Raw genomic sequence first — 17,183 nt, forward strand, 5'->3', positions numbered from 1 at the left:
CTCAACCACCGGAAAGGTGCCTTGCTCTCTGCAGCGGATACGACGTAGACACTCGCATCCTCGCAGGTCAACGGCGCCTTTCTGCTATCGGGGCGTCAGGCCGCCCAGTTCCGCTGAATACCCAGGGCTAGCCCTGTAGCACTAGGCGAGGACGCCAGCCGAGCCCGCACCGGCAGCCTGCCCCGGGCCCTCGCGACCTTCCGCAGCCTGGCGATCAGCCTCGCCCACCTCGCCGGATGGACCAACAACACCGCCGCCCACGACCACTACCGTAACCACCCCGCCGACGCCCTACGCGAGCTGAGTCTCACGAGATAAGCACGCATCACGCCTGCCCGGGCGGGGGACGCCCGGCCGCACCCAGCTTCGGCCGCTCAGGCAAACCGCGCTCGAAGGCGTTCCCCGAGCACGACGTCATGCGGCAGCCGCTCCAGCAAGCGCGCGTCCACGCCCACACCCTGCCGCCCGAGAACACCGGCCAGGCAACCCCAGTGATCCGCAGTCATCTGCTCACGCGTCCTGCCGCCGAACGGCTCGTCCGGCCCGACCACCATCCGGGCCGTCCTCCGGACATCCTCGGCCGAGATCCGCGTCCAGATGTCGGCTCCGCCCGAGAAGCTCCAGCCGCGGTCGTCGAGCAGCACCAGACCGCGACCGTCCGCGAGAACGGCCTCGAGGCGTGCCGCCACCGAGATCTCCCGAGCGTCCGTGGCACCGTCGTCCAGTTCAACGTGAGTGACCAAACGCGTCACCACTGCCATGCCGCCCCCTCCCGGTCCGCCAACGCCCGGGCTGCTCCGCCGCGTTGAACGCCCACGATATCCGGGGCCCGGCCTCGTACGGGCACCCGCGACCCGACACGGCGCGGCAAGCAGCCTGGAGCACATGAACAGGAATGGAGGCAGGCCCCGCCCCACCACGTGGGCCTGCCAGCGGGCACCAGGACCGGTCGTCATCCTCGGGTCGGCGCACGAGTCCGACGCCAGTTCAGGAATCTCCGTGCGAGGGTGAACTCTCCAGCCGGCCTACCGAAACCGACCCACCCGAGCCCCGGAGGCCCACCCGGCAGCCACCATCGGCGCACGAGCGCTCCAGGCGCCCGCGCGACATCGTCTGCGCCAAGCCGATCACCCAGCAGGCGGGACAACCGCGCAGCGCCACGACACCCGCCGGCAACAGCAGCAACCCGCCCAGGCCAAGGTCCGGAACCAGCGCAACCGATCCGGCCAGCAGCCCGAACCCGACAATTCCTCGCGCCAGATGGACGGGCACGGACCTACTGGCGAACGATCTCCCACTCCGAACGACCGGATTCTTCATGCCACCGCTCCCCCACTCCGGACATCCAAGGCGGCGCGCACAGCGGCGCGGGCACGATGCAGCCGGGACTTCATCGCCGCCGTGCTCAGCCCCACAGACCTGGCCACGACGCTTCCCGGCAGCCCCTGGACATCTCGCATGATCAGCACACGACGTTGATCGATGGGCAACGAAGCAATGGCCGCGGCCACGCGTTCAATCTCCAGCCGGCCCAGGACCTCCTCCTCCGCCGACGGGACGACCACCTCGGCCACCGGTCCCTCCCGGTGCCGCATCGCCCGCGCGCGCCGCAGACACTCGTGACGCACGACCTGGAACATCCACGAGGCCAGAGCACCCGCTGCCCGCAGCGTTCCGATCTTGCGAAAGAGAACGATCACCGCCTCCTGCGCCGCGTCTTCGGCGTCCTGGCTGCTCGCACACAACGAGAACGCGAAACGCCGCAGATGCGGATGCGCGCCCGAGACCAAAGCGGCGATCGACGCCTCGTCCCCCCGCTGCGCCGCGGCAACGAGCTGGTCACCCGGCCACGAAGACCTCCCGAAGCTAGCCACGCGAACGCGCCCTCCTCCGCAAGAACAGCACGCAGCTACACACCAGCACGGCCGCGACCACCACGGCACCGACAACAACGGCCATCAGACCCTCCTTCGCCGTGCGGGCCCCAAAACCCACACACACCCATAAGAGCAACCAGCTGGCAGAAGGATTCAGAATCCGCACAGGCTCTTGCGGGCCAGGGCGGACGGTCGGGCGACCACCCCACGCTGGGTCGGCGACAGCGCTTGGTTCATCCGAACAAACGAGAATGACGAGCCGCACTTCATCCCGCTTCACGGAAGCCCCAGGAGTCGGCACGACGCGCCGACCGCAACGCCACCTTTGCGGGGGAAATGGGCCCGGGGAACGAGCCTTCCCGCGGGGGCTGTTGGCGGACGGGGTGCGATGCTCCTGCGTCTCGTTCCGCCCGTGGCGCGGGGCGGCGGCGTGTAGCCCGGCGGGGGCGGTGCGTGATGCTTGTCGCGGGGATTGACGACAGTCACTGACACCCCGATAGTTCGCTTTGGGAGCGCTCCCAGTTTCGCCGCACCGGTCCGTCCGTATGCCCGCCACCCGCCCCCGATCCTGAGGAGCGTTCATGCCCGCCTCAAGACAACGCCGGCTCAGCCGGCTCCTGATACTGCTGGTCACCCTGCTGGCCGCGGCCGGCACCAGCCTCGCGGCGCAGCCGGCCGCGGCGGCCACCCCCGCCCGGGTCATGCTGCTGGGTGACTCCATCACCGGGAACAACGGCTGCTGGCGGGCGCTGCTGTGGCAGCACCTGCAGGCCACCGGCCACACCGACGTCGACTTCGTCGGCACCCAGCAGAACCCCTACTGTCAGGGTTCCTTCGACATCGACAACGAGGGGCACGGCGGCTTCCTCGCCACCGGGATCGCCAACGACAACCAGCTTCCCGGCTGGCTGTCCGCCACCGGGCCGGACGTCGTGATGATGATGCTCGGCACCAACGACGTGTGGAGCCACCTGCCCACGTCCACGATCCTGGACGCCTACACCACGCTGCTGGGGCAGATGCGCGCCGAGAACCCGGACGTCAAGCTCATCGTCGCGCAGATTCCGCCGATGAATCCCAGCGGCTGCACCGACTGCGCCCAGGGCGTGGTCAACTTGAACAACGCCATTCCCGGCTGGGCCGCCACGCACAGCACGGAGCAGTCGCCGGTCACCGTGGTCGATCAGTGGACGGGCTTCGACACCGCGACGGACACCACCGACGGCGTGCACCCCAACGAGACGACCGGGATCCAGAAGCTGGAGAGCCGCTGGTACCCGGCCCTGACCGCCGCGCTCGGCGACGGCAGCAACCCGGACCCCGACCCGGGAACGGGCGCCTGCCGTGTCGCCGTCACCACCAATAGCTGGAACACCGGCCTGACCGCCTCCATCACCGTCACGAACACCGGGACGACGCCCGTGAACGGCTGGTCCCTGGGCTTCACCCTCCCCGACGGCCAGACCATCACCTCGAGTTGGAACGCCACCTTCAGCACCCGCACGGGGACGGTCACCGCCGTCAACGCCGCCTACAACGCCACGATCGCACCGAGCGCCAGCGTCGGCATCGGCTTCCAGGCCACCCACACGGGCAACGCGTCCGCCCCCACCGCCTTCACCCTCAACAACTCGGCCTGCACCACGGCGTGAGGCGTCACCCGGAAGGGGATCTCCCGCCCCTTCCGGGCCGCATCCCCGGATTCGCCTATCCCCCGCCCCGGAGGATGGCGGGCCCGGCCACCCTCCGGGCCCAGGCCGCCGCGCAGAGGCCGGCCGCCAGCACCCAGACCCAAGTGACGCTCCCCCACCGGTCGTTGGCGGCCTGGACCTGGGCCACGCCCAGGACGGTGAGCACCACGAGCGGTCCCCGGACGTGCCACAGCAGCGCCTGAACGGGCCCGGTGCCGCCCAGCGGGCTCTCGGTGCCCAGCAGCAGATGGCCGGGCATGACGCCGCGATACGCACTGACCAGGGCGGCGCCGACCAGCGCGGGAACGCTGGCGAGCAGGAGCAGCGGGGCGGAGTCCCGCCACAGGGCGACCGGAACGACGCCGGTGGCCAGCAGCAGGACCGCCGGGAGCAGCCCGTGCCACAGAGCGAGTGTGCCCGCGGGCCACGGCAGTTGGGCCGCGCGGCGGGTGTCGTCGCGCTCCAGCCGGGCCGGCTCGACGAGTTGGGCGGCGGCGAGGTAGCCGGCGGGCAGGGCCGCGAGGACGGCGTAGCGGTGTCCGGTCCATACGCAGAGCAGCGCGAGAGCCCACCAGAACGTGGCCCAGGCGAGGCGCCCGCGCGAGCGCAGCAGCCCGGTCGCGTCCCGCCATGGCACCAGCAGCGGGCGGTGCCGTGGGAGGGGCAGCCGGACCGCGACGCGAGGGCGGCGGCCGGTGGCGGCGCGCACGGTGGCGCGGGCCTGCCGGGGGTCCCAGGCGTAGAGCGCGGCGGTCAGCCGGAGGGCGACGGCGGCCTGCTCGCGCAGGACGCGGGCGGGTATCGCGGGCACGACCCCGCGCGCGACCGGGAGAAGGGCCGCGGTGCCGGCGGCGGTCAGCGCGGCGGCGGCCGCGCCGGCCCAGCCGGGTGCCCGGCCCGCGGCGGCCAGCAGCGGGACCGCCGCCAGGGCGGCGATGGGCAGCGGTGCGGTGAGGGCGATTCGTAGCGTGCCGTGACGCTGGACCAGGACCCCGGCTGCGGTGCCGAGACAGCCGGCCGCGCTGCCTCCGCCGGCTCCGGCGAGGACGGCCGTCCACCAGGTGCCGGCGCCGAGGGCGTGCACCAGCAGCCCGGCGACGGCTCCGGCCGCGGTGCCCGCGAGGGCGGCCAGCGCGGCCGAGCGGTGGAAGCGCGGCAGTAGCAGGGGCCCGCGGGGTACCGGGTGCGGCAGCAGCCAGGCCACGGTGGGGGCGTCCAGCAGGACCGGGCCGCGCCAGCGGGCGCGCAGTGCCGCCGCGAGCGGGACCAGGGCGAACAGCGCGGGGGCGATGGGCGGCAGGAAGTCCAGGGCGCGGTCGGCGGTTTGGCCATGCCAGTCGCCGCGGTCCGCCGCTCGGCCGAGGGCGGCGAGGTAGGGGACGCCCCAGATGGCGGTGAGCAGCAGGACGCAGTACGCGGTGTACATGGCGTTCCTGCGGTCGGCGCGGCGCTTGCCGGCGCGGAGGCGGCGGAGGTGGGCCAGGGCGTCGTGGGTGGTGTCGGACACGGGTCAGGGTGCGGTGAGGGTGCGGAGTTGTCCGTCGTCCAGGGTGAACGTGTGGTCGCTCACCTCGGCCGCGAGTCCGGGGTCGTGGGTGGCGATGAGAAGGGCGGCACCGTTGTGCTTGGCCGCCCGCAGGCGTTCGGCGAGTTCGGTGCGGGCGCGGGCGTCGAGGCGCTGCTCGGGCTCGTCGAGTATCAGCAGGTCGTAGGGGCGGACCCAGGCGGTGGCCAGCGCGAGGAGCTGGGTCAGTCCGGAGGAGAGGCCGGAGGGCAGGACATCGGCGTGGTCGGCGAGCCGGTGCCGGGCCAGGGCCCGGTCGACGGTGGCCTGCGACTCCTCGCCCCCGCCGTGGGCGAGGGCGACCAGCATCAGGTGTTCGCGGACGGTGAGGTCGGGGTAGCAGGCCCCGGCTTCGAGGACGGCCGCGATGCCGGTCCTGACGTGCGGCTGGTTCTCGTCGGCGGGGCTGTCGCGGTAGAACGCGTCGCCGCGGACCGGGAGTTCGCGGCCCGCGGCTATGCGCAGGAGGGTGGATTTCCCCGCTCCGTTGTCGCCGAGGAGTGCGACGCATTCGGCGGCGCGGACGCCCAGGTCGACCCCGGCGAGGACCGGTCGTTCACCGTAGTCGTGGTGGACATCGACCAGCCGCAGGATCTCCATGGCGCCCATCAGAACACACGCGCCGCCGGCGCCACCGCGGCGGGTTCATGTGGTGCTCTTCGTCAGGAGGGTGGTCAGGTCGGCGTCGGCGGTGGTGAGGAGGGCCGCGATGTGGCGGGCCGCCGGGGTGCCGTTGGGGACGGTGCCGTACAGCAGGTGCACGGTGGCGTCGTCGATGCCGCAGAACCGGGAGATTCCCTCGGTGAGTTGGCGTTTCAGCAGCTCGTCCCAGCCGGGAGAGGTGAAGTCGTCCTCGGAGTAGCCGGCCAGGCCGAACCAGAGGATGCGCTTGCCGTGCAGGCGGGGCCGGCCGCGGCCGTATGCGAAGCCGTAGTTCCAGACCCGGTCGATCCAGCCCTTGAGGATGGCGGGCAGGCCCATCCACCAGACGGGGAAGACGACGACGATCGTGTCGGCCGCCGCCAGGCGGCGCATGTGTGCCTCGGTCGTGGCGGAGTACGTCTTGTCGCGGTCGGTCCAGTCGGGTTCGTCCTCCGTTGTCATCCTCGGGTCGAATTCCTCGGCGTGCAGGTCGAGTACGTCGACGGTGAATCCGTCGTCCGCCAGTCGTTCGCGGGCGCGGTCGGCGATCCGTGCCGTGAGGGAGTCGGGGCGGGGATGGGCGACCACCAGAAGTGCGTTGCGTGCGGGCATCGTTCAGCCTCCGAGCCGGACGAGCATCTTGCCGATGTTGGCGCCGCGCATCATGTCCAGGAAGGCGGCGGGGGCTTGTTCGAGGCCGTCGACCACGGTGGTTTCGGCGTGCAGGGAGCCGTCGGCCAGCCAGCCCGCGGCCTTTCCGACCCACTCGGGGAGGAGCGAGGTGCAGGAGGTGACGAGCATGCCGCGGAGCGTGGCGTCCTTGGCCGCGAGCCGGAACAGATTGCCGGGGCCGGGAACGGGTGCGGTGGCGTTGTAGGCGCTGATCGCGCCGACCATCGCGATCCGGCCGCCGGGCCGCAGCGCGTCGATGGCCGCCACGAGGTGGTCGCCGCCGACGTGGTCGACGTAGACGTCGATGCCCTCGGGGGCGGCCGCGGTGAGCTGTTCCGCGACGGAGCCGGTCCGGTAGTCGATCGCGGCGTCGAATCCGAACGCGGTCAGCAGCCGCTCGGCCTTGTGCGGGCCGCCGGCCGAGCCGATCACCCTGGCGGCTCCCAGTTTGCGGGCGAGCTGTCCGGCGACGCTGCCGACGGCTCCGGCCGCCGCGGACACGAAGACGACGTCGCCCTCCCGCACGGGGGCCACCTCGGTGAGCGCGGCGTAGGCGGTGAGCCCTGGGGCGCCCAGCGCTCCCAGGTAGGCCTCCGCCGGCGCGAGCGCGGTGTCGACGACGGTCGCGGCGGCGGCGTCCAGGACGGCGTATTCGCGCCATCCCAGGAAGTGGGTGACGGTGGCGCCCACGGCCACCGCGTCGGAGCGGGAGGCCACGACCTCGCCGACCGCCGCGCCCTCCGGCGGCGCGCCCAGCCGGAACGGGGGATGTACGACTCCGCGTCGTCCATCCGGCCCCGCATGTACGGGTCCACGGACATTTAGGTGTTGCGCACCAGGATCTGCCCGTCGGCGAGTTCGGCGGGCGCGGGGACGTCGGTGCGGGCGAGTTCGAAGTTGGCGGGGCCGGGTTCGCCGACGGGGCGGGCCGCCAGGCGAATCTCGCGGCTGGTGAGGTTCTGGCCGGACATGCTGTTTTCTCCGTTTCGATGGAGCCGGGGACAGCGGGAGGGCGTGCGGAGCACGACCGGGTTCACCCTGCCGCCGCCCGCGCACGATCCGCTGGGGGTTCGCCGACGGTCCGCTGGGGGGCGGTGGACTAACGTGACCGGGTGGAGTTCGGAGTACTGGGGCCGCTGGCCGTGTGGACGGCCGACGGGCGGCCCGTGCGGGTTCCCGAGCTGAAGGTCCGGGCGCTGCTCGCGGACCTGCTGGTCCACGAGGGGCGGCCGGTGTCGCCGGATCGCCTCGCCGACGATCTGTGGGGCGGCGGGCGAGATGGACCAGGTCCGGCGGCGCCATGACGCCTATTACGCGGAGTTGGCGGAACGCGCCGAGCCCCATCTGTACGGCCAGCAGCAGCGGCCGTGGCTGGAGCGCCTGGACGCTGAACATGCGCGCGGCCGTGGAGGGAAGCGTCCAACGCGGCGATTCGCCGCTGGCGTTGCGCCTGGTCAACAGCCTTGCCTGGTTCTGGTATCTGCGCGGGCGGCACCGGGAGGGTCACCGTTCGCTCGCCCTGGCGCTGGGGCTGTCCGGCGGGTCGAGTCCGACAACGGCCGCGTGGGAGGCCGGGTTCGCGATGCTGACCGGCGGCGGCACCGGTCTGCGGGAGCGCGGGCGCGCCGCGCTGGGCGGCCTCGGGCCGCACGACGCCCGCTCGCGGTGGTTTCTGGCGTTCGCGCATCTGCACTTCGGGGATGTCGCCACCGGCAAGGAGCTCAACGACCGGGCGCTGGCCGCGTTCCGCGCCCTCGGTGACCGCTGGGGTGAGGCGGCGGCGCTGAGCAGCCGGGCCAAACAGGCGACGTTCCAGGGGGACTTCGCCACCGCAGAGCGCAGCGGCGCGGACAGCCTCGCGCTGTTCACCACCCTCGGCGACGGCTGGGGGCGGCTCCAGGCCTCCGACATGCTCGGCCACCTGGCCGAGATCAACGGCGACTACGACCGGGCCGTCCGCCTGCACCGCGAGGGGCTGCGCACGGCCGAGGGCCTGCGGCTGTGGACCGACGTGTCCTACCGTCTGTCGAGCTTCGGCCGCATCGCGCTGCTGACCGGCGACTTCGCCCGGTCGGCTGAGTTCCACGAGCGGGGGATGCGGCTGGCGGCCGAGCAGGCGAACGCGTTCGCGGAGCAGTTCGCGCGCGTCGGGCTGGATCTCGTGGCCAGGCGGACCGGGGAGTTCGACAGGGCGGAGGCGCACTTCCGTGCCGCGCTCGCCTGGGACCGGCGCCTGCACACCGACTACGGGGCGCCGTTCTACGGCCTGACGCTGCTCCTGGCCGAGCTTGGCTTCCTCGCCGAGCAGCGCGGCGACGCCGAGTCGGCCCGGGCCCTCCACTGTCAGGGCCTGGCCGCGGCCCGCGAGATGGGTGATCCGCGCGCCATCGCGCTGGCCCAGGAGGGGCTGGCCGGAGCCGCGGCGCTCGCCGGTGATTTCCGGGAGGCGGCGCACCTGCTGGAGACGGCCGGGGCGCTCCGGGCTTCGCTGGGAACACCACTGCCGCCGGCCGAGCGCGGCGATGTGGACCGGATCTCGGCCCGGGTCAGGGCGGCACTGGGCGAGGACGCGCTCACCGCCGCATTCCGCGAGAGCGGCGCGGCGCGCTGACCCGCGCGGCGTCGCACTCGGCCGTCTACCGTTCGAGCGCGGGGCCCGGTTCCGGCCGCCGCCCCGCGAGCAGCAGGGGCCTGACCATGCCCCACGCCTCGCCGCCCCCCGTCAGCAGGGCGACTTCCTCGGGGATCACCTCCCAGTTGGCCCTGGCGCGGGCCAGCAGCTTCCGCTCCAGGGACCGGTCCTCGACCAGGGAGAGCAACCCGGCGTAGGCGACGGCCTGTTCGGGGGTCGGGTCCGGGGGCGGGCTGGGAACGCCCACGGCGAGGAACATGTCGAACATCTCCGCCGGCAGGGGTGTCGAGATCAGCCGCCGCCAGAAGGCGACGAAACCGTCCCGCGCGGCGCGCCCGCCGGGCACCGAGGCGAGCAGTTCCAGGCGGGCGGCCCGTTCGGCCGGGTCGGCCTCCTCGACGGCGCGCAGCGTGGCACGCCGCCAGGCAAGCGTCTCCAGCTCGGCGCGTTCGGCGGCGCCCGCCTCGACGAGGGGGAGCCGGCCGGCGAGGACCCCGTCGATCGCGGGCAGGCTCAGCCCCAGGCCGCACAGCCCGCGGAGGAGGCGAAGCCGGCCGACCGCCGCCGGGCCGAATCTGCGGTGCCCGCCCGCGCCGCGCCGGAACTCCAGCATGCCCTCATCGCAGTGGAAGCGGATCGCAGACGGGTGCCTTCGCCGGCGCGGTGGCGGGGCCGGCCCGGGACACGCACGTCCCCACCTGCCCGGAGTGGCGGCTGCGCGGTCTCGTCGGGCACATCGGCCAGGCGCACCGGTGGGCGGCGGAGATCGTGCGGACCGGCGAACCCGATGCCATACCGGATCCGCGCGACGCGGAACTCGTCTCCGGCACCGAGTTCCGCGTCGCCCCGGAACTCGCCGCCGATGCGATCAGCGAATCCCGGGAACGGCTGTCCACGCCGGGCCCGGAGACGCTCAAGCCCCACCTGGCCCGGGTGCGCGGCCACGGCGAGACGCTTCAGTTCGGTCCGCGGGAGGAATCGCAGGCGGGGTGGCTGATCACGCGCACGCCGCGCGGAACAACGCGGGAGCGCCGGACGGGCGGAGCCGACGTGGTGGTGCGGGGAACCGAGCGGGAGCTCCTGCTGCTGGTCACCCGCCGGCTGCCGGCCGACGGTCCCGGGCCGACGGTCGGCGGTGACCACGCCCTCCTGGACCACTGGCTGGCGAACACAGCGCTCTGACGGGCGGGTTGTCCGCGCGTCGACCCGGTCCCCGGCCAGTCTGCGACTCCCGTGCCACCGCGGCGGCGGGACGTGGCTACGCTTCGGTGCACCAAGTGCCATGCCAGTGGGAGGTTTCGGATGAACATCGATACGTCGCGGGCCCATTCGGCCCGGGTGTGGAATTACTGGCTGGGCGGCAAGGACTGGTACGAGGCCGACAAGATCGCCGGTGAACAAGTCACCCAGGTCTACCCGGGCATCGTGCGCACGGCGCGGATCCAGCGGATGTTCCTGGCCCGCGCGGTGCGTTACCTGGCCGAAGAGGCGGGGATACGGCAGTTCCTGGACCTCGGGACAGGGCTGCCGACGGTGGACAACACGCACGAGATCGCCCAGCGCGTCGCGCCCGAGTCCCGGGTCGTCTACGTCGACAACGACCCCCTCGTGCTGGCCCACGCCCGCGCCCTGCTCACCAGCAGCCCCGAGGGAATGACCGCGTACGTCGACGCCGATGTGCGGGGCACCGAGCGCATCCTCGAAGAGGCGGCCGGGGTACTGGACTTCTCCCGGCCCGTCGCCGTGACCATGCTCGGCATTCTCGGACACCTCCCGGACGAGGACCGGCCGGGTGAGATCGTGCGCCGGCTGATGGACGCGATGCCGTCGGGCAGCTATCTGGCGATCAGTGACGGCACCAACACCAACGCCACCCTCAACAGCGCGACCACGAACTACAACGCGCGTCTGGCCGGCGCCTATACGCTGCGCAGCCCGGCGGAGATCGCCGAGTTCTTCGAGGGCCTGCAACTCCTGGAGCCGGGCGTGACGACCGTGGAGAGCTGGCGGCCCGATTTCCCCCTTCTGGAGGAGGGGCCGCCGGTGGACTGCGTGTGCGGGCTGGCCATCAAGCCGTAATCACCGTACGGACGAGAACGCGGGGCCGGCGGATCGGTGCGCGGGTCCCGGCTGTTGCCGGGACCGACCGCCCTCCCCACTGTTCAGGCCGACTCCGCCCCGGTCCCGAACCGGGCCATTGCCGCACGCCGGGCGGCGGTGGCCGCGTCGCCCGTCGCCGTCCAGTCCTTCGGCCGGCTGCCCCGGAAGATCCGCTCGATCGGCGCCCACCCGAGCCACCGGAGGGCGTCCCAGCCGGGAGGGCCCGCCAGGTTCTCGATCCCCAGGTAGTGGTCGATCCTGACCTGGTTCCAGGCGTGGACGACCTGGCCGTCACCGACGCACAGCCCCACATGGCCCCAGTTCCGCCGTTGGCCGAAGAGTTCGCCGCTGGCGTCGTAGAAGACGAAGGCACCGGTCGGAGGCACCCCGGTGTTGTCCTGGACGGCGTACAGCTCGGCGGACTCGCGGGCGAAGTCGCCGCCGAAGATCTCCCGGTGGTTGGGTCTCTCGTAGGCGTCCTCCACGAAGGCCAGACAGCGTGAGGTGTAGGCGGTCGAACCCAGATGTCCCCGGGCCCAGGTGATGGCGTTGTCGGCATAGGTCTGCCAGTCGTGTTCCATGCGGTTCCCTTGGTGATCGATTGGGCGGCCACGAAGCGTAGCGTCGAGCAAGTGCGCGCCAGCACAGGTTTTCCATGCCGGACCGGGGACCTACCGACCATCTGCAGGGCCGGCGCGTGGCGGCCGGGGTCAACGGCCCGACGGCACCGGCCTGTTCCCGTGCCGGCATGCGCGTCGTCCCGGACACCGTGCGCAAGACCGCGTGGCGGGTGACCGGCAGCCGCACGTTCCCCTCCGGGCGCGACTCGACACCTGCCCCCGGCTGTGACACCCCGGGACGCACCGGCCGGCGCCATCGGCCGGCCGCTATGTTTACCCTAGGTCAACTACGCGTGGTGACAAGCGAGATGAGAAGGTTCCCGGCATGAGCGACGACGCATCCCCGATCCAGGGGATCGACACCTCCGTGCCGCGTTCGGCGCGGGTGTGGAACTACTGGCTGGGCGGCAAGGACAACTACACCGTCGACCGAGCGGCCGCCGACGCCTACGCCGAGATATTCCCGGGGATCGTGGACATCGCGCTCGTCTCCCGGTACTGGCTGGAACGCACGGTGCGTTACCTGGCCGGTGAGGCGGGGGGCGTCCAGTTCCTCGACGTGGGCTCCGGCCTGCCCGCCGCGGACAACACCCACGAGATCGCCCAGCGGATCACCCCCGGGGCCCGCATCGTCTATGTCGACCACGATCCGCTCGTCCTCGCTCACGCCCGGGGCCTGCTGACCAGTACGCCCGAGGGCGCCGCCGCGTTCGTCCACGCCGACCTGCGGGAGCCGGAGAAGATCCTGGAGGGCGCCGCCCGGACCCTCGACCTCACGCGGCCCGTCGCGCTCATGCTCGTCGGCGTCCTGGGGCACATCGAGGACTACGACGAGGCCCGCTCCATCGTGAACGCCCTGATGGACGGCCTGCCCTCCGGCAGCTTCCTGGCCCTCTACGACGGCATCGACACCGAGTTGTACGTCCGGGCCAACAACTTCTACAACCAGCAGGGCGGCATCCCCTATGTCTCCCGCTCCCCCGGGCAGATCGCCGGTTACTTCGACCGGCTGGCGCTCGTTCCGCCCGGGATCACCGAGCTGAGCCAGTGGCGCCCCGAACGCCTCGACGTCGGCCGCCCGACCACCGCGGTGGACGCGCACGGAGGCGTGGCGCGCAAGCCGTGACACCGGGCCGGGGCGCCGGGCGCCGTTTCCCCTCCCTTCCCGCGGCCGGGGTCGGCCGCCGGCGATGTGCGTCTCCGCGGTGACGCTCCGCGAGGGCGATGCCGCCGCGCTGTGAGCCCCGGCACGTGACCACGCTCACCTACGAGGCGGAATAGCAGAACGCGCCGTCCAGTGCGGCCCCGCCGCGGGCCGCCCCGCGCCGGGCACCGCCGCGGCCGCTACGAGCCCGCACCGTAGAGCACACCTTTGCCGGTCGCCGGAATGGCCGATAACAATGGCCGTCGTCCACATTCGTGGCGCTTTCCCCCCATTGAACGAGGTAAGCACCCATGCCCGCGACCAGCACCACCGGCCCCCGCCCGACCAGGACCCGCCGGGTCTCGATCGCCGGCGTCGCCGCCGCGGGCGCCGCCGCCGTGGCCGTCTCGCTCGCCCCGAACGCGGCGGCCGCGGAGCCGGCCGCCATCGACCCCATAGCCTCGGACACCGCCGCCCCGATGGCGTTCACGCTCGACGCCCCGGGCAACGGCATCGCGACGTTCCGCTATGGCGTCGCCACCGAGGACGCTCCCGCCGCCGAGACGCCCGCGGACGAGAAGGCCGAGGACGAGAAGGGGGAAGACGAGAAGACCGAGGACGAGAAGACCGAGGACGAGAAGACCGAGGACGAGAAGGCCGACGAGCCCGAGTATCCGGACAACCTCGACGGCTGGATCCGCGAGGCCCTCGCCATCATGGACGAGCACGGCATCCCGGGCAGCTACGAGGGCATCCACCGCAACATCATGCGCGAGTCCAGCGGCGACCCCAACGCCATCAACACCTGGGACATCAACGCCATCAACGGCACGCCGTCCAAGGGACTCCTCCAGGTCATCCAGCCCACCTTCGACGCCTACCACGTCGAGGGCACCGCGTACGACCTCTACGACCCGGTCGCCAACATCGTCGCGGCCTGCAACTACGCCGCCGACCGCTACGGCTCCATGGACAACGTCTACAGCGCGTACTGACCGCGCGCCGCCCCACGGCCCGCTCCCCCACCGGGGGGCGGGCCGTGGGCAGAACGCGGCGTGACGTCGCGATCCCGCGCCGGGGGCGCGGGACGCGCTGCGCGCCGATTTCACGCCTCCGCGAAACCTTCACCGAATGTATGCGCCTGAAAGCGTTGGGTAGTTGTACGGGTGCTCCCCTGCCCTCCGGCGCGGCCCTCGCCGGCCGCCTCCCATACGACGAACGCGAGGGATCATTCGGTGAACGCACTGGAACGTTTCGACCTGCCCGTCTCCGCAATCCCCCGGCGCTGGTACAACGTGGTGCCCGACCTGCCCGAGCTGCCGGACGACTACCTCGATCCGGTCACCCGCGAGCCGGTCGGGCCCCAGTATTTGGAAACCCTGCTGCCCAGGGCGCTGATCGCCCAGGAGACCTCGCTGGAGCGGTGGATCGCCATCCCCCAGGAAGTCCGTGACGCCTACCGGCTGTGGCGCCCGACCCCGCTGTACCGCGCCCTCGCCCTGGAGCGTCATCTGGACACCCCCGCGCGGATCTACTTCAAGTACGAGGGCTCCAGCCCGTCCGGCTCCCACAAGCTCAACTCCGCGCTGGCCCAGGCCTATTACGCACGGCTGGAGGGCGTGGAGCGGCTCGTGACCGACACCGGGGCCGGGCAGTGGGGCAGCGCGCTGGCCGTGGCGGGTGCCCGGTTCGGCGTCGACGCGCTGGTCTACATGGTGCGCACCAGCTACAAAACCAAGCCGGCGCGGCGGCAGTTCATCGAGACCTATGGTCAGCAGGTGCTGCCCAGCCCCGGCCCGCACACCGCGTACGGGCGCGACCTGCTGGCGGCCCGCCCCGATCACCCCGGTTCGGAGGCGACGGCGGTCTCGGAGGCGCTGGAGACCGTGCGCGCCCACCCGGGGAGCCGGCTGTCGATGGGCGCGTTCGCCAACCATGTCCTGCTCCACCAGACGGTCATCGGGCTGGAGACGCGCGAGCAGCTCCAGAGCATCGGCGCGGTGCCCGACTATCTCGTCGCCTCGGTCGGCTGCGGCAGCAACCTCGCGGGGTTCGCCTTCCCCTTCCTCGCCGACAAGCTCGCCGGCGCTGAGATGACCGTCCTGGCCGCCGAGCCCGCCGCCTGTCCGACCCTGACCGCCGGCGAGTACCGCTACGACTACGCCGACAGCGGGCGGCTGGGCCCTCTGGCCCGGACCTATACGCTCGGGCACGCCTTCGTTCCCCCGCCCATCCATGCCGGCGGGCTGCGCTACCACGGCGCCGCGCCGCTGGTCGGCCTCGTCCGGCACGAGGGTCTGCTGGAGGCGCGCGCCTATCCCCAGCACGAGGTCTTCGAGGCGGGCACGCTCTTCGCGCGCCTCCACGGCCTGCTGCCTGCCCCGGAGACCGCGCACGCCATCCGGGCCGTCATCGACACCGCCCACCAGTGCCGCGAGCGGCGGCACCCGGCCACGATCGTCTTCTGCTACAGCGGCCACGGCCTGCTGGACCTGCCCGCGTACCACAGTCACCACACCGACCCCATGGTCGAAGAAGAACCGGTTCCGCACGCGGCGGTCCGGTGACCGGCATGCGCTCCTATCCGCAGTACATCAACGGCGCGGACCGCACCGGCACCGGCTGGACCTACACCGCCGACGCCGACGCCTTCCTCGCGGACCCGCGCGCCGTCTTCCGGCGCAAGCGCCGGCTGGAGCGCGCCACGTCCCCGGCCGACACCGCGCTCCCCACCGGCGAGGACGCCCGCGGCATCACCGGGCGCGTCGCCCTTTCCGCTCCCGAGGACATCGAGGACGCGCTCGCGGCGGCCCACCGGGCCCGCGAGCCATGGGCCGCCATCGGGCTGGACACCCGGATCGAGCTGCTCAACCGCACGCACCGGGTCCTCGGTGAACACCGTGACGAGCTGCTGGACATCCTCATGTCCGAGGGGCATCCCCGCCGTCTCGCGTCCTGGGAGATCGACGGCATGCTGACCGGCTCCGGGCCGGAGATCACGTCCTACTACCGCGCCCAGGCCCACCAGCACTTCCACACGGCGGACCACACCATCACGCTCATCCGCAAACCGGACGGCGTCGTGTGCCTCAGCCCGCCGCAGAACGCCTCCACGTCCAACTCGGCCCTCGGCATCGGCGCCCTGGCCGCGGGGAACACTCTCGTCGTCAAGGCTCCCCGCACCTCTCCCCTGGGCGTCGCCTATCTCTACCGGGACCTCATCGCGCCCATCCTCGACGCGCTCGGCGCGCCTCCCGGCACGCTCAACATCGTCTCCGGTCCCACCCAGCCGATCCTCCGGCAGTGGATCGCCAGCCCGCATGTCAACGACATCATGTACTTCGGCGACAGCGACACCGGACTGCAACTGGGCGCCCAGGCCACCGCGCACGGCAAGAAGCCCATCCTCGAACTGGCCGGCAACGACGGCGTGGTGATCTGGCACGACGCCGACCTCGACCGGGCCACCCACGCCATCGCCGAGTGCTTCTACGGCTCGGGCCAGATCTGCATGGTCCCCAAGTACGCCATCGCCCACCCGGCCATCGCCGACCGGCTCATCGACAAGCTCATCCGGCACTGCGCGACGCTCCGGCCGGGCTATGCCGCCGATCCGGGCACGCTCCTCACGCCGGTGCTCAAGATCGACCGCTTCTACGAAACGCTGACCCACGCCCGGGCGAACGGCTGCGGGCTGCTGTGCGGCGGGCAGCGCGTCGACATCGACGGAAGTCCCAGCGCCACGGGCCCGTTCCTTGAGCCCACCCTGCTCCGCGTGCCCGGACTGCGGCACGCCACGACCATCCCCGCCGTCACCGAGGAAACGTTCTACCCCCTGATGCCCGTCATCGTCCCGGGTCCCGACGACGCCGCCCCGGACCTTCTCAGCGCGGTCATCTCCTTCCTCAACGACAACCCCTACGGGCTCCGCAACTCCCTGTGGACCAGCGACCCGGGCATCATCGAAACGTTCACCCAGCGCACCACCAACGCCGGCCATCTCAAGATCAACACCTCACACATCGCCTTCAGTCCGTACCTCTCCACGCATGGCGGCACCGGCCGGACCGGCGGTCCCCATGGGCAGCTCAACTACCCGCACCTGTCCACCACGCATCTCCAGGGCATCACTCAGGCCCATGCCGTCGTGTAGCGGTGCCAGGAAAGGCCGCGGCGCGGTGGCGTCCCTGCTCGGGGACGTCACCGCGCCGGGGAGTTCGCCTTCGCGCCGCCGCGAACGG

Annotated in this window: 15 protein-coding genes and 2 pseudogenes; 9 read left to right on the top strand and 8 right to left on the bottom strand. The window is 72.2% G+C overall.

The window, feature by feature from the left end; translation table 11 throughout:
• Positions 1-374: 374 nt before the first annotated feature.
• Complete coding sequence (locus RM590_RS31365) at positions 375-761, bottom strand: hypothetical protein (protein WP_311708172.1); 387 nt, start codon at positions 759-761, stop codon at positions 375-377.
• A gap of 555 nt (positions 762-1,316) precedes the next feature.
• Positions 1,317-1,874 (bottom strand): RNA polymerase sigma factor, encoded by a 558-nt coding sequence (locus RM590_RS31375; RefSeq protein ID WP_311708174.1) that lies wholly within the window; start codon positions 1,872-1,874, stop codon positions 1,317-1,319.
• A gap of 584 nt (positions 1,875-2,458) precedes the next feature.
• Here RM590_RS31375 and RM590_RS31380 point away from each other — a divergent pair.
• Positions 2,459-3,529 (top strand): cellulose binding domain-containing protein, encoded by a 1,071-nt coding sequence (locus RM590_RS31380; protein WP_311708175.1) that lies wholly within the window; start codon positions 2,459-2,461, stop codon positions 3,527-3,529.
• A gap of 55 nt (positions 3,530-3,584) precedes the next feature.
• Here the strand turns inward: RM590_RS31380 and RM590_RS31385 are convergent, their stop codons facing one another.
• The 4 genes and pseudogenes from RM590_RS31385 to RM590_RS31400 form a co-directional block, all read right to left on the bottom strand.
• Positions 3,585-5,075, bottom strand: a complete 1,491-nt coding sequence (locus tag RM590_RS31385; RefSeq protein ID WP_311708176.1) for a hypothetical protein — start codon at positions 5,073-5,075, stop codon at positions 3,585-3,587.
• Between the two features lie 3 nt (positions 5,076-5,078).
• Positions 5,079-5,732, bottom strand: coding sequence for an ABC transporter ATP-binding protein (locus tag RM590_RS31390; protein WP_311708177.1), 654 nt, complete (start codon positions 5,730-5,732; stop codon positions 5,079-5,081).
• Positions 5,733-5,777: 45 nt separating this feature from the next.
• A complete protein-coding gene (locus tag RM590_RS31395) occupies positions 5,778-6,386 on the bottom strand; it encodes an NAD(P)H oxidoreductase (RefSeq protein ID WP_311708178.1) in 609 nt (202 codons plus the stop codon).
• A gap of 3 nt (positions 6,387-6,389) precedes the next feature.
• A pseudogene (locus tag RM590_RS31400) lies at positions 6,390-7,417 on the bottom strand (NADP-dependent oxidoreductase).
• A 141-nt stretch (positions 7,418-7,558) separates the two neighbouring features.
• On the opposite strand from RM590_RS31400, the pseudogene RM590_RS31405 reads away from it, so the two are divergent.
• Both RM590_RS31405 and RM590_RS31410 read left to right on the top strand, forming a co-directional pair.
• A pseudogene (locus tag RM590_RS31405) lies at positions 7,559-7,729 on the top strand (AfsR/SARP family transcriptional regulator); the annotation flags it as partial.
• Between the two features lie 110 nt (positions 7,730-7,839).
• Complete coding sequence (locus tag RM590_RS31410; protein ID WP_311708180.1) at positions 7,840-9,057, top strand: hypothetical protein; 1,218 nt, start codon at positions 7,840-7,842, stop codon at positions 9,055-9,057.
• Positions 9,058-9,082: 25 nt separating this feature from the next.
• On the opposite strand, the gene RM590_RS31415 is transcribed toward RM590_RS31410, so the two are convergent.
• Positions 9,083-9,715 carry a MerR family transcriptional regulator gene (locus RM590_RS31415; RefSeq protein WP_394814010.1) on the bottom strand — a complete coding sequence of 211 codons (633 nt, stop codon included), beginning with the start codon at positions 9,713-9,715 and terminating at the stop codon, positions 9,083-9,085.
• Here RM590_RS31415 and RM590_RS31420 point away from each other — a divergent pair.
• On the top strand, positions 9,652-10,260 hold the full coding sequence (locus RM590_RS31420; protein ID WP_311708250.1) for a maleylpyruvate isomerase N-terminal domain-containing protein: 609 nt from the start codon (positions 9,652-9,654) through the stop codon (positions 10,258-10,260). The genes RM590_RS31415 and RM590_RS31420 overlap by 64 nt on opposite strands.
• A 120-nt stretch (positions 10,261-10,380) precedes the next feature.
• A complete protein-coding gene (locus RM590_RS31425; RefSeq protein WP_311708182.1) occupies positions 10,381-11,157 on the top strand; it encodes an SAM-dependent methyltransferase in 777 nt (258 codons plus the stop codon).
• Between the two features lie 83 nt (positions 11,158-11,240).
• Here RM590_RS31425 and RM590_RS31430 read toward each other — a convergent pair whose 3' ends face one another.
• A complete protein-coding gene (locus tag RM590_RS31430) occupies positions 11,241-11,759 on the bottom strand; it encodes an NlpC/P60 family protein (protein ID WP_311708183.1) in 519 nt (172 codons plus the stop codon).
• 364 nt (positions 11,760-12,123) lie between these two features.
• Here RM590_RS31430 and RM590_RS31435 point away from each other — a divergent pair, with 364 nt between their 5' ends.
• From RM590_RS31435 to RM590_RS31450, 4 genes are all read left to right on the top strand, one after another.
• A complete protein-coding gene (locus tag RM590_RS31435; RefSeq protein WP_311708184.1) occupies positions 12,124-12,924 on the top strand; it encodes an SAM-dependent methyltransferase in 801 nt (266 codons plus the stop codon).
• 329 nt (positions 12,925-13,253) lie between these two features.
• Positions 13,254-13,937, top strand: coding sequence for a transglycosylase SLT domain-containing protein (locus RM590_RS31440; protein WP_311708185.1), 684 nt, complete (start codon positions 13,254-13,256; stop codon positions 13,935-13,937).
• A 240-nt stretch (positions 13,938-14,177) separates the two neighbouring features.
• Positions 14,178-15,509: a TrpB-like pyridoxal phosphate-dependent enzyme gene (locus RM590_RS31445; RefSeq protein ID WP_311708186.1), complete on the top strand. Its 1,332-nt coding sequence runs from the start codon at positions 14,178-14,180 to the stop codon at positions 15,507-15,509.
• A 5-nt stretch (positions 15,510-15,514) separates the two neighbouring features.
• Entirely contained in the window at positions 15,515-17,095 is a 1,581-nt protein-coding gene (locus tag RM590_RS31450; protein WP_311708187.1) for an aldehyde dehydrogenase family protein, read from the top strand.
• Positions 17,096-17,183 lie beyond the last annotated feature (88 nt).

It is taken from the genome of Streptomyces litchfieldiae (assembly GCF_031845365.1).
GTDB lineage: Bacteria > Actinomycetota > Actinomycetes > Streptomycetales > Streptomycetaceae > Streptomyces > Streptomyces litchfieldiae.

Bases quoted from the DNA above. Each gene is read 5' to 3' on its own strand.
- RM590_RS31365 (WP_311708172.1), bottom strand. From the start codon at position 761: ATGGCAGTGGTGACGCGTTTGGTCACTCACGTTGAACTGGACGACGGT.
- RM590_RS31380 (WP_311708175.1), top strand. From the start codon at position 2,459: ATGCCCGCCTCAAGACAACGCCGGCTCAGCCGGCTCCTGATACTGCTG.
- RM590_RS31390 (WP_311708177.1), bottom strand. From the start codon at position 5,732: ATGGAGATCCTGCGGCTGGTCGATGTCCACCACGACTACGGTGAACGA.
- RM590_RS31395 (WP_311708178.1), bottom strand. From the start codon at position 6,386: ATGCCCGCACGCAACGCACTTCTGGTGGTCGCCCATCCCCGCCCCGAC.
- RM590_RS31410 (WP_311708180.1), top strand. From the start codon at position 7,840: ATGCGCGCGGCCGTGGAGGGAAGCGTCCAACGCGGCGATTCGCCGCTG.
- RM590_RS31425 (WP_311708182.1), top strand. From the start codon at position 10,381: ATGAACATCGATACGTCGCGGGCCCATTCGGCCCGGGTGTGGAATTAC.
- RM590_RS31430 (WP_311708183.1), bottom strand. From the start codon at position 11,759: ATGGAACACGACTGGCAGACCTATGCCGACAACGCCATCACCTGGGCC.
- RM590_RS31435 (WP_311708184.1), top strand. From the start codon at position 12,124: ATGAGCGACGACGCATCCCCGATCCAGGGGATCGACACCTCCGTGCCG.
- RM590_RS31440 (WP_311708185.1), top strand. From the start codon at position 13,254: ATGCCCGCGACCAGCACCACCGGCCCCCGCCCGACCAGGACCCGCCGG.
- RM590_RS31450 (WP_311708187.1), top strand. From the start codon at position 15,515: ATGCGCTCCTATCCGCAGTACATCAACGGCGCGGACCGCACCGGCACC.